This is a genomic window from Pseudoxanthomonas spadix BD-a59 (assembly GCF_000233915.3).
GTDB lineage: Bacteria > Pseudomonadota > Gammaproteobacteria > Xanthomonadales > Xanthomonadaceae > Pseudoxanthomonas_A > Pseudoxanthomonas_A spadix.
In genome coordinates, this window is record NC_016147.2 from 1473068 (window position 1) to 1487571 (window position 14504).

12 protein-coding genes and 1 pseudogene are annotated in these 14504 nt (G+C 68.8%); 8 read left to right on the plus strand and 5 right to left on the minus strand.

Going from position 1 to position 14504, the window contains the following annotated elements:
- The first annotated feature begins 6 nt into the window (after window positions 1-6).
- Window positions 7-1524 carry an efflux transporter outer membrane subunit gene (locus DSC_RS06615; RefSeq protein ID WP_014160371.1) on the plus strand — a complete coding sequence of 506 codons (1518 nt, stop codon included), beginning with the start codon at window positions 7-9 and terminating at the stop codon, window positions 1522-1524.
- A gap of 287 nt (window positions 1525-1811) precedes the next feature.
- Window positions 1812-3173 (plus strand): NAD-dependent succinate-semialdehyde dehydrogenase, encoded by a 1362-nt coding sequence (locus tag DSC_RS06620; protein WP_014160372.1) that lies wholly within the window; start codon window positions 1812-1814, stop codon window positions 3171-3173.
- 166 nt (window positions 3174-3339) lie between these two features.
- Here the strand turns inward: DSC_RS06620 and DSC_RS06625 are convergent.
- Together DSC_RS06625 and DSC_RS16590 are read right to left on the minus strand one after the other, a co-directional pair.
- A pseudogene (locus DSC_RS06625) lies at window positions 3340-3917 on the minus strand (ATP-dependent DNA ligase); the annotation flags it as partial.
- A gap of 159 nt (window positions 3918-4076) precedes the next feature.
- Window positions 4077-4256, minus strand: coding sequence for a hypothetical protein (locus DSC_RS16590; RefSeq protein WP_148268100.1), 180 nt, complete (start codon window positions 4254-4256; stop codon window positions 4077-4079).
- Here DSC_RS16590 and DSC_RS06630 point away from each other — a divergent pair.
- Window positions 4255-5895, plus strand: coding sequence for an acyl-CoA dehydrogenase family protein (locus DSC_RS06630; RefSeq protein ID WP_014160375.1), 1641 nt, complete (start codon window positions 4255-4257; stop codon window positions 5893-5895). The genes DSC_RS16590 and DSC_RS06630 overlap by 2 nt on opposite strands.
- A gap of 565 nt (window positions 5896-6460) precedes the next feature.
- Here DSC_RS06630 and fabR read toward each other — a convergent pair.
- The gene (gene fabR / locus DSC_RS06635; protein ID WP_014160376.1) at window positions 6461-7111 is read right to left on the minus strand and encodes an HTH-type transcriptional repressor FabR; all 651 of its coding nucleotides are present in this window, start codon (window positions 7109-7111) and stop codon (window positions 6461-6463) included.
- A 104-nt stretch (window positions 7112-7215) separates the two neighbouring features.
- On the opposite strand from fabR, the gene DSC_RS06640 reads away from it, so the two are divergent.
- The 4 genes from DSC_RS06640 to DSC_RS06655 all read left to right on the plus strand — a co-directional run bounded on the left by DSC_RS06640 (window position 7216) and on the right by DSC_RS06655 (window position 10629).
- Entirely contained in the window at window positions 7216-8316 is a 1101-nt protein-coding gene (locus tag DSC_RS06640) for a ferredoxin reductase (RefSeq protein WP_014160377.1), read from the plus strand.
- The gene (locus DSC_RS06645; RefSeq protein ID WP_014160378.1) at window positions 8316-9473 is read left to right on the plus strand and encodes a fatty acid desaturase family protein; all 1158 of its coding nucleotides are present in this window, start codon (window positions 8316-8318) and stop codon (window positions 9471-9473) included. The genes DSC_RS06640 and DSC_RS06645 overlap by 1 nt, the downstream gene beginning before the upstream one ends.
- A gap of 279 nt (window positions 9474-9752) precedes the next feature.
- Window positions 9753-10172: a hypothetical protein gene (locus DSC_RS06650; protein ID WP_147475058.1), complete on the plus strand. Its 420-nt coding sequence runs from the start codon at window positions 9753-9755 to the stop codon at window positions 10170-10172.
- Between the two features lie 79 nt (window positions 10173-10251).
- Entirely contained in the window at window positions 10252-10629 is a 378-nt protein-coding gene (locus DSC_RS06655; RefSeq protein ID WP_014160380.1) for a hypothetical protein, read from the plus strand.
- 57 nt (window positions 10630-10686) lie between these two features.
- Here the strand turns inward: DSC_RS06655 and DSC_RS06660 are convergent, their stop codons facing one another.
- The gene (locus DSC_RS06660; protein WP_014160381.1) at window positions 10687-12843 is read right to left on the minus strand and encodes a M3 family metallopeptidase; all 2157 of its coding nucleotides are present in this window, start codon (window positions 12841-12843) and stop codon (window positions 10687-10689) included.
- A gap of 210 nt (window positions 12844-13053) precedes the next feature.
- Between DSC_RS06660 and DSC_RS06665 the strand changes: the two genes are divergently transcribed.
- Window positions 13054-13536, plus strand: coding sequence for a glutathione peroxidase (locus tag DSC_RS06665; RefSeq protein WP_014160382.1), 483 nt, complete (start codon window positions 13054-13056; stop codon window positions 13534-13536).
- Window positions 13537-13602: 66 nt separating this feature from the next.
- Here DSC_RS06665 and DSC_RS06670 read toward each other — a convergent pair whose 3' ends face one another.
- On the minus strand, window positions 13603-14382 hold the full coding sequence (locus DSC_RS06670) for a ferredoxin--NADP reductase (protein WP_014160383.1): 780 nt from the start codon (window positions 14380-14382) through the stop codon (window positions 13603-13605).
- Window positions 14383-14504: the final 122 nt, after the last annotated feature.

Below are 14504 nucleotides of genomic sequence, written 5' to 3' on the forward strand. Positions count from 1 at the left end.
CCCGGTGTGCGCAGCGCACTGCTGGCGCTGACGGCGCTGCTGCTGGCCGGCTGCGTACTGGGCCCCAACTACGTGCGTCCGGAGGTCGCGCCCGCGGCGGTCAACGCGCCGCAGCTGCATCGCGCCGCCAATGCCGGGGTGGTCAGCGCGTTGCCGCCCAGCCGCTGGTGGCTGCAGCTGAACGATCCGCAGCTGACCTGGCTGATCGACACCGCGCTGGCGCACAGTCCCAACCTGCGCGCCGCCGATGCGCGGGTGCGCGCCGCGCGCGGACTGGCTGCGCAGCGTCGCGCCGAGCGCCTGCCGCAGGTCGGCGCGCTGGGCGCCTACGCGCGGGTGGACTCGCCGGACTCGGCCGAGGACGCCAGCCGTGATGCCGCCGAGGGCCTTGCCCAGGCGACCGATCCGGCGACTGGCACGGCCATCCGCCAGGCCAGCGAGAACCTGGAGCTGGACGAGGACCTGTATGTGGCCGGGTTCGACGCCAGCTGGGAGCTGGATTTTTTCGGGCGCCGCCGCCGCGCATTGGAAGGCGCCGCCGCCCAGGCCGAGGCCGCGCAGGCGCAGCTGGCCGACGCCCAGGTGCGCCTGGCCGCCGAGATCGGCCAGGTCTACGTGAACTATCGCGGCCTGCAGCAGCGCATCGACCTTGGCCAGGGCAACGTGGTCAGCGCGCAGCGCTCGCTGGAGCTGACCCAGCAGCGGCGCAGTCGCGGTGCCGCCTCGGACCTGCAGGTCGAGCGCATGCGCGGCCAGCTGCAGCAACAGCAGGCGATGCTGCTGCCGCTGCAGGCCCAGCGCGAAGCGGCGCTGGACCAGCTGGCGCTGATGATCGGCCAGGTGCCCGGTGCGCTGGATGCGCGCCTGGCTGCGCAGCAGCCGATTCCGCAGCTGCCGGCGCAGGTCAGGGTCGATGATCCGGCCGCGCTGATCCGCCGTCGCCCCGACGTGCGCCAGGCCGAACGTGAGCTGGCCGCTTCAAACGCCCAGATCGGCCAGGCGCTGTCGGGCTATTTCCCGCAGGTCACGCTGGTGGGCAATTACGTGGCGGTGGGGACCTCGCCGGGCGAACTGGGCGGCGATTCGACGGCGACGTTGCTTGCACCGATGCTGCGCTGGTCGATCTTCGATTTCGGCCGGATCAAGGCGCAGGTCGCCCAGGCGCGCGCCGGCACCGAAGCTCGCCTGGCCGCATACGAAAACACGGTGCTGGCCGCGCTGCAGGACGCCAACACCGCGCTGTCCAACCTGGGCTCGGCGCGCAGGCAGGCGCTGGTGGCGCAGCAGGCGCAGACCTCGGCCGATCGTGCTTCGGAACTCATGCAACAGCGCAACCACGCCGGCGCCTCGTCCTTGATTGACCTGCTGGACGTGCAGCGCCAGCAGCTGTCGGCCACCGACCGCGCCGTGCAGGCGCAGGTGCAGCTGGTGGTGGATTTCATCGCCCTGCAGAAGAGCCTGGGCCTGGGCTGGCAGGACGCGCCGGTGCCGGGCGCCGCCCAGCCCGATACTGCCTCCCGCTGACCTCGACTCAAGTTGTGGGAGCCGCGGCGAAGCAGTCTTCCCGGTCTGTCCCGATCGCCGCCGTGGCGGCTCCCACCGGCAGATCGTGCGCGCGGCAAGTGCGCCGGTCCGCCTGGCTGGACCCTGGCCAGACTCGGCAGTTCCCAGGGCAAGGCAGATCCTGCCCAACGGGACCCTTCAACTGGCTGAAGCGGCCTGGCGGGGGGGGGGCGGCCACGGCAGGCACGACCCTCTAACGGCGCCGCGAGGATCATGGCCGCCTATATTTTTGACTTACGGAGACCCACATGATCACCGAAACCCCCAATCCCGCCACCGGCCAGGTCGAGCATCGCCAGGAGCTGATGGGCGCCAACACCGTCGAGGCCATCCTGCACGCGGCGCAGACCGCGTTCCCCGAATGGGCCCAGCGTTCGCTCGAGCAGCGCGCGGGCGTGCTGCATCGCGTGGGCGAGGTGTTGCGCGAGCGGCGCGAGGCGATCGCGCAACTGATGACCGCCGAGATGGGCAAGCTCAAGGGCGAAGCGCTGGCCGAAGTGGACAAGTGCGCCGGCGCCTGCGACTACTACGCCGACCATGCCGCGGGGTATCTGCAGCCCGAGCCAATCAAGACCGAGGCGCGCGCCAGCTATGTGCGCTACGAGCCGATCGGCTGCGTGTTCGCGGTGATGCCGTGGAACTTCCCGATCTGGCAGGTGTTCCGGTTCCTGGCCCCGACCCTGATGGTCGGCAACACCGCGCTGCTCAAGCACGCGGTCAACGTGCCACGCTGCGCTGATGCGATCGCCGATGCGCTGCGCGCCGCTGGCGTGCCCGAAGGCGTGTTCGGGGTGTTGCACATCGACAACGACCAGGCGGCCGAAGTCATCCGCGACCCGCGCATCGCCGCGGTCACGCTGACCGGCTCCGAGCGCGCCGGCAAGTCGATCGCCGCCACCGCCGGCAGCGTGCTGAAGAAGTGCGTGATGGAACTGGGTGGCAGCGATGCCTTCGTGGTGCTGGACGATGCCGACCTGGACAAGACCGTGGCCGCGGCGGTGAAGGGCCGCTTCGACAACGCCGGCCAGACCTGCATCGCGGCCAAGCGCTTCATCGTGGTCGATGCCATCGCCGATGCCTTCGTGCAGCGCTTCGTCGAAGCGGCCGGCAAGCTGCAGACCGGCGACCCCAACGATGCCGCCACCACGCTGGCGCCGATGGCGCGCCAGGACCTGCGCGATGCGCTGCACCGCCAGGTCGCCAGCAGCGTGGCCGACGGCGCCCGGGTGCTGCTGGGCGGCAAGCCCGGCCCGGGCCATGCCGACTATCCGGCGACCATCCTGGATGGCGTGCGGCCCGGCATGGCCGCCTACACCGAAGAACTGTTCGGCCCGGTCGCCAGCATCGTGCGGGTCAAGGACCAGGCCGAAGCCGTGCGCGTGGCCAACGACACCAGCTTCGGTCTGGGCGGCAGCGTCTGGACAAGCGACGTCGAACGCGGCGAACGCGTGGCCCAGCAGCTGCAGTGCGGCTCGGCCTTCGTCAACGCGCTGGTCAAGAGCGATGTGCGGTTGCCGTTCGGCGGGACCAAGCGCTCGGGCCATGGCCGCGAGCTCGCCCGCCACGGCATCCAGGAGTTCACCAACATCAAGACGGTTTACGTGGCCTGACCGCATCTGCCCGGGCGTGCGAAACGCAACGCCCGGGGGACATCCGATGAAGGAAAGGGCAGTTGCGCGGCTACCTTCCAGCTGCCGCCTGCATCTGTTGCGAAATCACGATGCGAGGATCGTCGTGCGCATCCAGCAATGCGGCAAGCAGGGCGCGGCCTGTTCGCTCCTGCAGGAATTCAACCGAAGGGGTCCACGTGCCCGGCATGCGCTGGGCGATCCGCGCAATGTCGATGTCGCTCATCTCGGCCAAGGCCTGCTGCACCAGCCGCTGCGACACACCCACCCGCAAGGATCCGGTCAGCAACTTGTTGAACACCAGGCGCTGGCCGTAGGGCAGGGCGCGCCAGGCGTCCACCACCACCGCGCGGCGCAGCGCTTGGTCCTTGTTCGCCACCGGCAACAGGCGTTGCTCGATCCATTCGGCCAGGCCGATGTCCGGCTGCGGCGCGCCAGGATCGCCCAGCAGCAGCGCCAGCATCTCGGTCAGCTCGCCGACATGCGCATGGCTGGCATCCACCAACCAGTCGGGCGTGGCCGATTCCTGCGCGATCCACGCACGCAGTTCGCCGGTGGCGGCGATCTTTCGCCGCGCGCCGGTGACCTTGCCGCCGGACAGCAGATACGGCGCCCACACCGCATTGCGCGGCGGCGCGTGGCGGAAGTAGGCGATCAGCGCCGCGCGCTTGTCCAGGGTGGCGGGCTTTCGTCCAGCGCCTTGCAGGGGTCGGCGAAGCGTTTCATGGAGACGCCTCGCAGCAGAAACAGCAGACGTCGTTCCCGCGAAGGCGGGAACCCAGAGGCCTTCCTCGCAAATCCGTCATCGTGCGCAGTGCCACTGGATCCCCGCCTTCGCGGGGATGACGCTGCTGATGGTTCTGTGCGAGATGGGTTTGGCCACCCTCATTTCTCGTTGCCGCCATCGGTACGGAAGGCTTTGGCGGCGATCCCGGCTTCGTTCATCACGCGGATGATCGCCTCGGTGTTGTCGTGGGCGCCGACCTGGCCGTCGGCCAGACCACAGGGAGGGTCAACGCCCGTCAGCAGCTTGCGGCACAATCGCAGGCCGGGAGGAGGACCCATGGACACACCCAGCACGCGCTCGTTCGCCACGCACGTGGTGGACAACCAGCCGCCGGAGTTTGCACCACGCGATCTGCATGCCGATGACGCGGTGTTGCGTGAGGGCCTGGCGCGCGCAGGCGCCGCGGCCTTCGATGCGGCGCTGGCCGGCTATGGCGCGCTGGCCGGCAGCACGCTGTACGCGCTGGGCTTCGAGGCCAATGGCGACAAGCCGCGGCTGAAGACCCACGACCGCTTCGGCCATCGCATCGACCTGGTCGAATTCCACCCCGCCTATCACCAGCTGATGCAGGCGGCCAAGGAACACGGCGTGGCCGGGCTGTCCTGGCACGCCCCGCAGCCCGGGGCCCACGTCGCCCGCGCCGCGCTCAGTTACCTGCATCACCAGGCCGAGGCCGGCACCAGCTGTCCGCTGACCATGACCCATGCCGCCGTGCCCGTGTTGCGCCGCGAGCCTGCCCTGCAGGCGTGGGCCGACAAGGCCGCCGCGCCGCACTACGACCCGCGCGATGTGCCCATCGCCGACAAGGCCGGCATCACCGTCGGCATGGGCATGACCGAGAAGCAGGGCGGCTCGGACGTGCGCGGCAACACCACCTGCGCCACCGCGACCTCGGTCGAGGGGGAATACACGCTGGTCGGGCACAAGTGGTTCTTCTCCGCGCCGATGTCCGATGGCTGGCTGGTGCTGGCCCAGGCGCCGGGTGGCCTGACCTGCTTCCTGCTGCCGCGGCGGCTGGCCGATGGTCAGAAGAACGCCTTCCAGCTGATGCGCCTGAAGGACAAGCTCGGCGACTGGGCCAACGCCTCCGGCGAAGTCGAGTTCACCGGCGCCTGGGCACGCAGGGTCGGCGCCGAAGGCCGTGGCGTGGCGACCATCCTGCAGATGGTCATGCTGACCCGCCTGGATTGCATGCTGGCGGCCACCGCCGAGATGCGCATGGCCCTGGCCCAGGCCGTGCATCACACGCGCCATCGCAGCACCTTCGGCAAGGCCCTGGTCGAACACGCGCTGATGCGCAACGTGCTGGCTGACCTGTCGCTGGAATGGGAAGCGGCCCTGGCCCTGTGCCTGCGCGTGGCCGCCGCGGTGGATCGCGCGCCCACCGCGCCGGCCGAGGCGGCCTTGGCCCGGGTGGCCACCGCGATCGGCAAATACTGGATCTGCCGGCGCGCCCCGGCCTTCGTCAACGAGGCACAGGAGTGCCTGGGCGGGGCGGGCTACGTGGAGGAATCGATCCTGCCACGGCTGTTCCGCCAGTCACCGCTCAACGGCATCTGGGAAGGCAGCGGCAACATCCAGTGCCTGGACGTGCTGCGCGCGCTGGCCAAAGAGCCCGAATGCGGGCAGGTGCTGCTGGCCGAACTGGCCGCCGCGCGCGGCCTGGACCACGCCTACGACCGCCAGTTCGAGGTTGTCGCCGCGCAGCTGGCCGCAGGCCACACCGTCGAGGCCGGCGCCCGCCTGCTGGTGGAACATCTTGCCCTGCTGCTGCAGGCCAGCGTGCTGCTGCGCGCCGGCAGCCCGGCCGCCGAGCTGTTCTGTCGCTCGCGCCTGGGTGGACAGCACGGACTGGCACTGGGCACGCTGCCGGCCGGGGTCGATTTCAGCGTCCTGATCGGGCGCGCGTTGCCGTAGGGCGGGTCTCGACCCGCCGCTCTCGACCCGCCAAGACGGCCTCGATCCATGCATGTGGGTGGGGGGCGCCATGGCAATGGCGGGTCAAGACCCGCCCTACGTGCTCCGTCTGGGTGGGCATCGGCAGCAGCAATGGCGGGTCAAGACCCGCCCTACGCCGGCCGGGGCCGATTTCAGCGTCCTGATCGCGCGCGCGTTTGCCGTAGGGCGGGTCTCGACCCGCCGCTCTGCCGGCCGGTGCCGATTTCAGCGTCCTGATCGGGCTGGCGTTGCCGTAGGGCGGGTCTCGACCCGCCGCGCGTGGTTCGAGGGGCAGCGATGGCGGGTCTCGACCCGCCGCTCTCGACCCGCCAAGACGGCCTCGATCCATGCATGTGGGTGGGGGGCGCCATGGCAATGGCGGGTCAAGACCCGCCCTACGCCGGCCGGGGTCGATTTCAGCGTCCTGATCGCGCGCGCGTTTGCCGTAGGGCGGGTCTCGACCCGCCACTCTCGACCCGCCAAGACGGCCTCGATCCATGCACCTGGGTGGGGGCGCCATGGCAATGGCGGGTCAAGACCCGCCCTACGCCGCCATCGCCCGCGAGCCGGTCAGGATCATCCGCAGCATGGTCGAGAGCTGCTCCACCAGCTCCGGGTCGCGTTCGGGCGGCAGGTCCATGGCGGTGGCACCGGCGGCGAAGACCAGGCGGGTGATCGCCTTGGAGACCAGCGCCGGCTCGTGCAGGGTCGCGCCGTCGGCGGCGGCCAGGCGGATCAGGTCCACCTTCAGCTCGTCCTCGAAATAGCTCAGCTCGCGCTCGACCGCGGCCTTGAACGCATCGGAGCCGACCATGCCTTCGCGCAGCAGCACGTGCAGCAGCTTGTCGTCGGCGCGCAGCTGTTCCATGAAGGTTTCCACCGAGGTGCGGATCACGCTGCGCTCGGCGCGCAACGCGCGCCGGCGGGCCTGGCCGATGATCTGGCGCAGCGAGCGCCCGGCCAGGTCGATCAGGGCCACGGCCAGTTCGTCCATGTCGCGGAACTGGCGGTAAAAGGAATTGGGCGCGATCCCGGCCTCGCGGGCCACCTCGCGCAGGCTCAGCGAGGACAGGCTGCGGTGCGGGCCGACCAGGCGCAGGGCTGCTGCCAGCAGGTCCTGGCGCGAAATGCCGGCCCGGCGCACGGGGACGGCATCTTCTATGGGGGTGTCGATGGCAGGTTCGGGAGCGCGCATGGCAGGCAAATCCTCTCCCGGAGCAGTCGGGTCGATGGATCATAGTCTCATCACGACTGCACAAGTGTATAGACAGATGTTCTGACATCTGTATAGTGGCCTCCATGACTGCCGTCCTGCCCCGCCGCACCGCTTCCCCGTTTTCCCGCGTTCTGCGCGCTGCCAGTGCGCTGGTGGTGCAACCGGCGGTGTTCGATTTCTGGGCCACCCGGGTCAATCCCCTGTGGACCTGGGAGCGACCGCTGGCGCGCCTGCGCGAGCGCCGGCAAGCCGCGGCCGATGCGGTGACCCTGGTGCTGCAGACCAACCGGCACTTCGCCGGTGTGCGCCCGGGCCAGCACGTCAACCTTGGGGTGGAGGTCGATGGCGCCCGCCTGAGCCGCAGCTACAGCCCCAGCGCGGTGGCTGGCGACCGGATCGAGATCACCGTGCGCGAAGTGGCCGGCGGCCGCGTCAGCCGCCATCTGTGTCGCGATGCGCGGGTGGGCGAGGTGTTCGACCTGGGCGCGGCGTTCGGGGAGATGACCCTGCCGCCTGTGGTGCAGGGCCGCTGGCTGTTCCTGGCTGCCGGCAGCGGCATCACCCCGCTGATGGCGATGCTGCGTCAGCTCGACGCCGCCGGCATGCCGGTGCAGATGGACCTGATGTACTGGGCACGCACCCGCGCCCAGGTCTGCTTCGCCGATGAACTGCAGGCGCTGGCCGCCCGGCATGCCGGTTTCAGGCTGCACCTGGCGCTGACCGGGCAGGACGATGGCCGGGGCGGCTTGGCGCCGCGGATCGGCCAGACCGACCTGGCCACGCGGGTGCCGCAGCTGGCGCAGTGCCAGGTCTATGCCTGCGGCCCGCACGGCTTTGTCCAAGCCGCCCGCCAGGCACTGCAGGGCCGGGTGGCGCGCTTCGATGCCGAAGCCTTCACCCCGCCCCAGGCCCAGCCCGGCCAAGCCGGTACCGCCGAAGTCACCCTGTCACGCAGCCGGCGCACCCTGACCGTGCCGCGCGACCGCCCGCTGCTGCAGGCGCTGGAAGAGCAGGGCCTGCGCCCGGCCTCCGGCTGCCGCATGGGCATCTGCAATACCTGCGCCTGCGGCAAGCGCCAGGGCATCACCCGCGACATCCAGACCAACGCACGTTCGGCCGAGCCGGACGCCACCGTGCGCATCTGCATCAACGCCGCCGCCTCCGACCTCACCCTGGATCTGTAATGGCCCACAAGAACCGCCCGCTTTCCCAGGACGAACTGCAGCAATTCGGCGCCGAACTGGACGCGTTGCGCGCGCGCACGCTGGCCCAGCTCGGCGCGCCCGACGCGCGCTACATCCGCGGTGCGGTTTCGGCCGTGCGCTGGACCGGCGCGCTGGGCCGGATCCTGTTGTTCGTTGGTGCATTCGTGCCGATGCTGCTGTGGCCGGCCTGCATCGCCGGCACCCTGTTGCTGGCGCTGTCCAAGATCCTGGAGAACATGACCGTCGGCCACAACGTGATCCACGGCCAGTACGACTGGATGGGCGACCGGCAGCTGCACAGCCGCAGCTACGAGTGGGACATCGTGGCCACCAGCGAAAACTGGCGCAGGACGCATAATTTCCGTCACCACACCTACACCAACGTGCGCGGGCTGGATGACGACATCGGCTACGGCCTGCTGCGCATTTTCCCCGAGCAGAAGTGGAGGCCGTTCTACCTGCTGCAGCCGCCGATCGCGGTGGTCTTCTGCCTGCTGTTCGAGTGGGGCGTGGCGATCCAGGACCTGCGCCTGGGCCGGTTCCTTGCCGGCAAGATGAGCTTCAGGCAGCTGCGCGCCCAGCTCAGCCCGCTCGGCCGCAAGATCGGCCGCCAGGTGCTCAAGGACTATGTGATCTTCCCCGCGCTGGCCGGTCCGTTCTTCCTGCCGGTGCTGCTGGGCAACATCGCTGCCAACGTGCTGCGCAGCATCTGGACCTACGTGGTGATCTTCTGCGGCCACTTCACCGCCGAGGTGGAGACCTTCCCCAAGGACGTGGTGCGCAAGGAGAGCCGTGGTCACTGGTACCTGCGCCAGCTGCGTGGTTCGTCCAACATCAGCGGTGGGCGCGTGATCGACGTGCTGACCGGCGACCTGAGCCATCAGATCGAGCATCATTTTTTCCCGGACATTCCGGCCAATCGTTATGCGGACATGGCCGTGGAAGTGCGCCAGATCTGCAAGCGCTACGGCCAGCATTACAACACCGGCTCGCTGTTCAGGCAGTTCGGCCAGGTGGCCTGGCGCATCGTGCGACACGCCTTCCCCAGCAGGCCGCGTCGCCAGGTGGCGTTGACCCGCAAGCCGGCGGCCGCGCGGGAACTGGGCGCAAACCAGGCCGCCCAGCAGGCTGGCTGAACGATCCGCCTTGCCGCAACGCGATTGCGGGCATGAACAGCCGAAAACGGCCGGTCGAGACCAGCCTTACCGATGCCGGCCCCGTCGGGCGGCCTGGCCGGATACCGCGAAAAGCCGTCATGCACGCGTCCGCGATTCCGAGCCGTGGGGTGGGTCTCGACCCGCCACCACAAATTCGCCGCAACGCCGCCAAGCACGCGCAAGCGGCGATTTTTTTCACCGGCGATGCAGCCGTGCCGGCGTACCGTCAAGGCATTCCTTCGCAAGCAGGACATCGCCATGAAAGCCTCCGTCATTTCCCTGTCCGCGGCACTGCCGCTTCTGGCCGTGTTTGCCGCCGGCGCGCAGCAGCTCAGGCAGCCAACCATCGCCCCGGCACAAAGTGGCGCCCGCACGCTGCCGCAGCCGGCCAGCCCGCAGAGCCGCTCGGTCGCCAGCGACCCCGGCCAGCGCAGCCAGGCGCCACTGATCAGTCCGAAGGGCCCGGCCACCGATGCCAATCGTCCGGTCCAGCCGAGCACCGCAGCACCGGCCACGCCGGCAGCGTCAGCGCGCGTGGTCGATCCGCAAGGCAGGCCGATCAGCGGTGCGGTGCCGATGGGGACCAACCAGGTCATGGACCCCAAGACCGGAAAGGTCTACACCACCATGCCCCACGGTGATGGCCAGCGGATCATCCAGCCGACGCCCAAGCCCTGAGCGGATGCACCTTGCCCGCGCTGCAGGCACCGGTGTCGACGCGTTACGTGCTGGACCTCTGCACGCCGGATGTGGCGGCATGAAGACCCTGCTGATTTGCGCCTTCTCCGCACTGCTGCTCCTGCCAACGGCCAGCGGCGCGCAACAGTTGGGTCAGCCGCGCGCGGCACCTTCGGTGCGCCAGGACCTCTCCGAGCGCGCCGACACCACGCCCAGGGTCGCTTCCGACACCGGCATCACCCCTGTCCGCGTGGAACAGCCGCTCTCCATCCAGCCCGACCCGCCGACCCGGCCGGTCCGGGTACTTGATGCGCGCGGGCGGGAAATCCCGGGCGCGGTGCAACTGGGTCCGAACCGGGTGCTGGATCCCAGGGACGGGAGGATCCATATGACGATGCCGGTCGGCGACGGCCAGCGGATCATCGAGTTTCCCAAGAACAGTGACCCTCCTGGATAGGCAAAAGCCCGGCCATTGGCCGGGCTTCTTCTCGGGCCGAATGCGCTGGCGCCTGGGTCAGTCGAGCCTGGTCTCCAGGCCGCGTTTTTCCAGCAGCGGTTCGATCTGCGGCGCGTGGCCGGCAAAATCCTGGAACAGCTTCATCGCGTCCTGGCTGCCGCCCTGCGAGAGCAGCAGCTTGCGGAAGCGATCGCCGTTGGCCCGGCTCAGGCCGCCGTGCTGCTCGAACCACTGCTGGGTGTTGGCATCCAGGACCTCGGACCAGATGTAGGCGTAATAGCCGGCCGAATAGCCGCCCATGATGTGACTGAAGTACGGGGTGCGATAACGCGGCGGCACCGGCGGATAGGCGATGCCGTCGGCGGCCAGGGCCCGGGCTTCGAACGCCATCACGCCTGCCGCATCGGGCACCTGGTCGATGCTGATCTGGTGCCAGCGCTGGTCCAGCATCGCCGCGCCCAGATATTCGGTGGTGGCAAAGCCCTGGTTGAACTTGGCCGCGGCCAGGACCTTGTCCAGCAGCTCCTGCGGCATGGCCTCACCGCTTTGGTGATGCCTGGCGTAGTGCTTGAGCACCGACGGATAGTCGGCCCACATCTCGTTGACCTGCGAGGGGAACTCGACGAAATCGCGTGGCACGCTGGTCCCGGAGAAATACGGGTACTGCACGTTGGAGAACATCCCGTGCAGCGCATGGCCGAACTCGTGGAACGCGGTGGTGACCTCATCCCAGGTTAGCAGGGTCGGCTGGCCGGCCGGTGGCTTGGGGATGTTGAGGTGGTTGGCGACCACCGGCTTGTCGCCGGTCAGGCCGGACTGGGGCACGTAGGCATTCATCCAGGCACCGCCGCGCTTGGAGGCGCGCGCGTACGGGTCGAAGATGAAGATCGCCAGCTGCGAGCCGTCGGCATCGAACACGTCGTAGACGTAGGTGTCCGGGTGGTACTTGGGCAGGTCCGTGCGCGCCTTGAAGGTCAGCCCGTATTCCTGGCCGGCGGCGTAGAAGACGCCGTTTTCCAGCACGTTCTTCATTTCGAAGTAAGGCTTGAGCTGCGACTCGTCAAAGTTGTACTTGGCCTGGCGCACCTTCTCGCTGTAGAAGGCCCAGTCCCAGGCGGCCAGCGCGAAGCTCGGCTTGCCGGCCGCCTTCTGCTCGGCATCGATCATCGCCTGCAGGTCGGCCGCCTCGCGTTTGGCGTTGGCCACCGCCGCCGGCGCCAGCTTGCCCAGCATGTCGTTGACCGCCTGCGGGGTCTTGGCGGTCTGGTCTTCCAGCGAATAGGCCGCGTAGGTGGGATAGCCCAGCATCTTCGCCTTCTGCGCGCGCAGGGTCATGATCCGCGACACCAGGGCGGTGTTGTCGTAGGCATTGCCGCGGCTGCCGCGATTGATCGAGGCCTTGAAGATCTTCTCGCGCAGGTCGCGGTTGGTGAGGTTGGTCAGCGGCGGCTGTCCGGTGGTATTGAGCAGGGTGATGACGTATTTGCCGGGCAGGTTGCGCGAGTTGGCTTCGTCAGCTGCGGTGGAGATCTCCGACTCGCTCAGGCCGGCCAGTTGTGTGACGTCATCGACCACCACGGCCGAGTCGTTGACCTCCTTGAGCACGTTCTGGCTGAACTGCGTGGCCAGCGCGGCCAGCTCGGCATTCATCTCCTTGAGCTTGGTCTTGTCCGCATCGGAAAGTTTGGCACCATCGCGAACGAAATCGGTGTGGTACTTCTCGATCAGGCGCACGCCCTGCGGGTCCAGGCCCAGCTCGGTGCGCGTGTCGTACAGCGCCTGGATGCGCGCAAACAGCTTGCCGTTGAGCGAGATCGCATCGCGATGCGCGGCGAACCTGACCGAGTAGTCGCTGCGCAGTTTCTCGCGCACCGGGTTGGTATCGGTGCCGACCAGGTTGAAGAACACCGTGCTCGCCCGCTCCAGCAGCTGGCCGCTCTTTTCCATCGCCACGATGGTGTTGTCGAAGGTCGGCCTGGCCGGGTTGTCGGCGATGGCCTGGATTTCCTCAAGCTGCGCAGCCATGCCCGCGTCGAAGGCCGGCGCGAAATCGGCATCGGTGATCCTGTCGAACTGCGGGTAGTGCAGCGGCAGCGGGCTTTGCGCAAAAAATGGATTGGCCGGCTGGCTGGCTGCGCTGGCAGGCGTCTGGGCATGGGCGGACATGGGCATTCCAAGGGCAAGGGCGAGCGCCAGGGCGAGGCGGGTGGTCATGCGTTGCAGCTTCCGGTTGCGAAGGATGACCGTGAAGGCTACCGCAGTCGCGCATTTGCAGCACGCGCGGGCGCGCGATGCATGACACGGCCGTCATCTGCCAGCTGCCCGCTCGCACCGGGTCCAGGCCCAGGACCCAGGCGGCACGCTGCTGGCAGGGCACTCCTGCAGCGCCTATGATCGCGGCGGGACTGGTCGGGGAATCGATGCATGCGGGGCGTCTTCGAGTTTTCTGCGATTGATATCAACGGGCACGAGCAGCCATTGTCCGACTGGGCCGGTTCGGTCCTGTTGATCGTCAACGTCGCCTCGCGCTGCAGCTTCACCCCGCAGTACGGCGGGCTGGAAGTGCTGTGGCAGCAGTACCGCGATCGCGGACTGGTGGTGCTGGGATTTCCGTGTGACCAGTTCGGCCACCAGGAGCCCGGTGACCAGGACCAGATCCGCGCGTTCTGCAGCCTCAACTACGCGGTCAGCTTCCCGATGTTCGCCAAGGTGGAGGTCAACGGCGAGCGCGCCCATCCGCTGTGGCAGCGACTCAAGCGCGAGCGGCCCGGCCTGCTGGGCACGCAGCGGATCAAGTGGAACTTCACCAAGTTCCTGGTCGGCCGCAACGGCCAGGTGCTCAGGCGTTACGGACCGCGGCGCGCGCCGGCCTCGCTGGCGGCTGACATCGGGCGCGCGCTGGGTTGAAGCCGGCCGCAGTGCGCACGACATTGGTGCCTGCGAGCCGGGCCGGTGGCGCCGGCACGGGCGCTTTCACTTCTCCACGAAGGCCCGTTCGAACACGTAGTGCCCGGGGCTGCCGATGCGCGGCGAGGCCTGGAAGCCGCGGCTGTCCAGCAGCGCACGCAGGTCGGCCAGCATCTGCGGGCTGCCGCAGATCATGAAGCGATCGCGCGCCGGATCGATCGGTTCCAGCCCCAGGCTGCGCGCCATCTGGCCGCTGTCCAGCAGCTCGGTCAGGCGGCCGTGGTTGCGGAACGGCTCGCGCGTGACCGCCGGGTAGTACAGCAGCTTGTCGCGCAGCATCGGGCCCAGGAACTCGTGCCGGGGCAGCACCTTCTCGAACTCGTCGCGGTAGGCCAGGTCCTTTTCGAAGCGCACGCCGTGGGCCACGATGACCTTGTCGAAGCGCTCGTAGGTCTGCGGATCCTTGGACACGCTCAGCCACGGCGCCAGGCCGGTGCCGGTGCCCAGCAGGTACAGGTTCCTGCCCGGCTGCAGGTCGGAGATCAGCAGGGTGCCGGTGGGCTTCTTGCCGACCAGCACGCTGTCGCCGGGCTGGAGATGCTGCAGGCGCGAGGTCAACGGACCGCCCGGCACCTTGATGCTGAAGAACTCCAGCTGCTCTTCCCAGTTGGCACTGGCGATGGAATAGGCACGCAGCAGCGGCCGCGGCTGCGCGTCCAGGCCGATCATCACGAACTGGCCATTCTCGAAGCGGAAGCCGTCGTTGCGGGTGGTGGTGAAGCTGAAGTAGTCGTCGGTCCAGTGGTGGACCTCAAGCACCGTCTCGGTGCCGTAAGCGGAAGACATGGGCGAATCGTCGTCACGGAGGGGATCATGCAAGACGCAGTGTAAGTGGCGCCATGGAACCGGTGCTCACCTCTTGCGAGGTGGCGCGCACTTGTCTGCAAGCGTGGTCGGGCGCGGGCGCG

Excerpts from the sequence above, each read along its gene's own strand:
- DSC_RS06640 (WP_014160377.1), top strand. The coding sequence starts at position 7,216 with ATGACTGCCGTCCTGCCCCGCCGCACCGCTTCCCCGTTTTCCCGCGTT.
- DSC_RS06630 (WP_014160375.1), top strand. The coding sequence starts at position 4,255 with ATGGACACACCCAGCACGCGCTCGTTCGCCACGCACGTGGTGGACAAC.
- DSC_RS06620 (WP_014160372.1), top strand. The coding sequence starts at position 1,812 with ATGATCACCGAAACCCCCAATCCCGCCACCGGCCAGGTCGAGCATCGC.
- DSC_RS06665 (WP_014160382.1), top strand. The coding sequence starts at position 13,054 with ATGCGGGGCGTCTTCGAGTTTTCTGCGATTGATATCAACGGGCACGAG.
- fabR (WP_014160376.1), bottom strand. The coding sequence starts at position 7,111 with ATGCGCGCTCCCGAACCTGCCATCGACACCCCCATAGAAGATGCCGTC.
- DSC_RS06655 (WP_014160380.1), top strand. The coding sequence starts at position 10,252 with ATGAAGACCCTGCTGATTTGCGCCTTCTCCGCACTGCTGCTCCTGCCA.
- DSC_RS06670 (WP_014160383.1), bottom strand. The coding sequence starts at position 14,382 with ATGTCTTCCGCTTACGGCACCGAGACGGTGCTTGAGGTCCACCACTGG.
- DSC_RS06660 (WP_014160381.1), bottom strand. The coding sequence starts at position 12,843 with ATGACCACCCGCCTCGCCCTGGCGCTCGCCCTTGCCCTTGGAATGCCC.
- DSC_RS06650 (WP_147475058.1), top strand. The coding sequence starts at position 9,753 with ATGAAAGCCTCCGTCATTTCCCTGTCCGCGGCACTGCCGCTTCTGGCC.
- DSC_RS16590 (WP_148268100.1), bottom strand. The coding sequence starts at position 4,256 with ATGGGTCCTCCTCCCGGCCTGCGATTGTGCCGCAAGCTGCTGACGGGC.
- DSC_RS06645 (WP_014160378.1), top strand. The coding sequence starts at position 8,316 with ATGGCCCACAAGAACCGCCCGCTTTCCCAGGACGAACTGCAGCAATTC.